The organism is Lactobacillus helsingborgensis, from assembly GCF_000970855.1.
Taxonomy (GTDB): domain Bacteria; phylum Bacillota; class Bacilli; order Lactobacillales; family Lactobacillaceae; genus Lactobacillus; species Lactobacillus helsingborgensis.
The window spans coordinates 1-3533 of record NZ_KQ034055.1; the positions used below are offsets into that span (position 1 = coordinate 1).

Annotated in this window: 3 protein-coding genes; 2 read left to right on the forward strand and 1 reads right to left on the reverse strand. The window is 32.6% G+C overall.

Annotated features, from left to right (window positions below):
• Positions 1-589: 589 nt before the first annotated feature.
• Positions 590-1999, forward strand: coding sequence for a replication initiation protein (locus JF73_RS08710; protein WP_046325788.1), 1410 nt, complete (start codon positions 590-592; stop codon positions 1997-1999).
• A gap of 279 nt (positions 2000-2278) precedes the next feature.
• On the forward strand, positions 2279-2743 hold the full coding sequence (locus JF73_RS08715; protein ID WP_046325789.1) for a hypothetical protein: 465 nt from the start codon (positions 2279-2281) through the stop codon (positions 2741-2743).
• Positions 2744-2879: 136 nt separating this feature from the next.
• Here JF73_RS08715 and JF73_RS08720 read toward each other — a convergent pair.
• A partial coding sequence (locus tag JF73_RS08720) for an IS3 family transposase (RefSeq protein ID WP_046327886.1) occupies positions 2880-3533 on the reverse strand: 654 nt, incomplete at its 5' end.

The window sequence follows — 3533 nt, forward strand, 5'->3', positions numbered from 1 at the left end:
TATAGCTAATGGTTGCGATAATAATAAGGTAAAAGTGTTTTAAGTTTTTATATTTAATTAAGGGCAACGTGAGAGGAAAACTACCAAACACTGATTTGACAAGCTTTATAGCTAATGGCTGCGATAAAAGTAAAGCAAGATTCTTTTGGCTTTTATATTTTGTTAAAGGTAACACTTGAGGAAAAACGAAAGATACTGGTTTGACAAGTTTTAGACTAAATAGTTGCGATAAAATAAATATGATGAAAAATTGCAATAATTTGTTTTTTATTCAATTGAAGTAACTTGAGAATATAGCCTAAAGGACCAATTTAATAGATTTCTTAAAATTTTGGTAGTAAAAGTATGTGATCATGAATTAGCAAAACTGAATAGAAGCAACTTAAAAGGAAAGATATATGTAAAACAAAATTTAAAAGTATGATCAAGCTTTTAAATAAAAGTAACGCAGGGGGAAAGTCTAACTCTTAACCAAGTTATCTTAAATGTAGACGTAGCAAAAACATAATCAGTCATTACTTGTAACATCTATACAACACATGTTACAATAAATAGTATTAAAAAGCCGTTCTACGAGAGGATTAAAATTATGTCTAAATCCAAGGATGAAAAAAAAGTTGAAAATATTGAACTTCTTTCTGAAAAAGATCTTGTTACCAATGCAAAAGACCCTATTGTTGAAAAAAAGCAATTATCTAATATGGTAAAGTTTGGAAATCGAGTAAATGAAGTTGACTTATTTGGTGTGGTTGATACCTTTACTGAGTTTGAAAATAATTTGTTTTATGCTTGTATTAGTCAGATTTATGGAGAGAGCGGCAATATTATCAAATTTAGTAGTCGCAAGGTTAAAACATTAATAGGCTATAGGCAGAATACATCCATGAAGCAACTGGTTAACAAAATTACCAAAGCTTTTAATAAATTTACAAAGATTACGGAAACTATTGAAAAAGAAGATGCAAAAACAGGTCGCAGATACAAAGAAGTAGGAAGTATTTTTGATAAATGTATAGTATTTGAAGATGATTTAGAGTGTTATGTTCAAATTAAAGAAGAGTTTAGGCATTTATTCAATGACGTTGACAGTTGGACTCGTTTTTCACTGTCACAATATGTGCGTCTAAAGGCCAGATATTCAAAAGCACTTTTCCGTCAGCTAAAGCAGTTTAGGACTACAGGTATTAGAAAATTCACCTATGAAAATTTTAGACAGATAATGAAAATACCTGAAACATATCAGACGAACAATATCAAGCAGCGGGTTTTGATTCCTTGTATGGAGGAACTATCACCGTATTTCCAAAATCTAAATCTTACTGTAATCTATAGAAAAGGGCAGCGTGGTAGAAAAACGGCAGCGTATCAATTTACATGGAGACCCGAAGCTAGACTTTCAAAAGATTTCAGGAAAAATACTGTTTTAGAAGAAAGTGTTGCTATTTATAATATTCGTACTAATCCTTGGTTAAATGTGAAACAAAAATGTGATGCTATCGATCGCTACAGAGAGTTAAAATTAGGAACCACTTATAAAAAATATAGATCTGCTCATCGGGGAACTTATTTTTTGGATAATTTTAAGGATCTTCGCAAAAAGACAAGACCAATTCTTATAAGTAGTCACCTTGATTCGGTCTGGAATTATAGCTCAAATAAAGTTCTTGACGTAATTAATTTTTATAGCAAATTGCTTAAAGAGGGAGCGCTGACTGAAGGAGATATTGATGATTTCGTGGCTTTAGAAGAACTTTACTTGCGTAAAAGGCAAAAAGAACTTGAAAAAGCAAAGCAGCAGAGGTTAAAGCCTAGTGTATCTGAGCCTGCTAAAGATACTGTTTTAAGCGCAGTAATTGATTTTACAACTCCAAATAATCGTGATTTTGATGAGGACAGAGTTCACAAGGTTTTAAAAGAGGATGCAGTTAATGTATTTGCGGAAAATAAACGTGGGCAAGATAATCGAAATGAAGAAATAAAAAGTCTATTTGATGATTAACTGAAAAAAATATTTGTTGAATATAATATAGTTTCGTGACTTTATAAGCCATAATCATTTTCTATTTTAAAATTATCTTGAGATGTGAAGTATAAGTTATATTATAACAATAGAAAACTTAAACTTTTATATAGTAGAGTTTTCTATTATTTTTTCTACAAATTATACAAAAATATTTTTCGCACCTCTAATAAACTATTTATAGTTTCAAATGCTATGTTAGTAATAAATTTCATCGGTAAATTATAAACTTTTTTGATATAGAATTTGTATAAAGAAATGCGAAAGAATTTAAAGAATAAATTATTAAAAGATAACAAAGTCAAGAAATACAAGGCGGTATTTGATCGAGTCGGTTATTTCACTCACAAAGATGCAATGCCATCGCCAACAATTTGTTTAAAAAATATAGTTGATGAAAGCTATAACCTAATTGCAGATCACATGTGGTTCAGATACAGCATTAATTTTAGAAAAGTTGGCGAGTTAGAAAAAGGAGATCAACTGACTTTTACAGCACAAACTCGAAGTTATTATAAAGGTCAAGCTCACTCGAAAAAGGAAGATTATAAATTAACAGAGCCCAAAAATGTAAGATTAATTAGTCGTCAACAACTAAAACCACTTCCACATACAAAAAGATTAATTTTAGGTTATGTGCTAAATAAAAACAATGTGAATTCGGAAATCTTTTCAGAGGACTATGTTAGTGAATATCTAGAATGGCTTAAATCTAGAATTTAAGAACAAAGTTAGTGAACAAGTATTATTTAACATAGCTTGACTAATTTGCCGACTGATGCGTCAATTAATATTGATACCCCTAAAAAAGACACTTTGATGATGTGAACCCTAAAATTAGGACACTTTATATTAGCTATTAACTGAGGACTAACTGCCGATATTCAAGCGGAGTTAGTCCTTTTAGTTTGATTTTGATTCTTTTCTGATTGTAATACTCAATGTAGTCTCTGATTGCGTCTTCCAGTTCAGTGAGATTCTTAAACTGCTTTTCAAAGCCATAAAACATTTCTCGCTTGAGTATCCCGAAGAAGCCTGCCATTAACCCATCATCAAGCGAATTGCCCTTGCGTGACATTGACTGGCTAATGCCATGGTTTTTCAGCCACGCTTGAAACTGGGCATTTTGGTATTGCCAGCCTTGATCAGTGTGGAAGATCAAGCCATTCAGTGCCGGATGCTTGTCCCAGGCCTTTCTTAACATATCCATGGTCTGCTTAAGATTAGGGCTGCGGGAAATAGTATAGGAAACAATCTCTTGGGTGCAGCCGTCAATGATCGGTGATAAGTAGGTCTTTTGCCCCTTGAGCTTGAACTCAGTTATATCTGAATACCATTTGTGATTGGGATAAACCGCACTGAAGCTGCGTTTAATCAGGTCAGGCTTAATCGGACCCTGAGTGCCGCGATAGCTGCTGTATTTGTGCCAGCGTTTACTGACTATGCCAAACAATTTCAGCTTGTTCATTAAGTGCTGCACCTTTTTATGATTGACTAATAAACCGCGACGCCT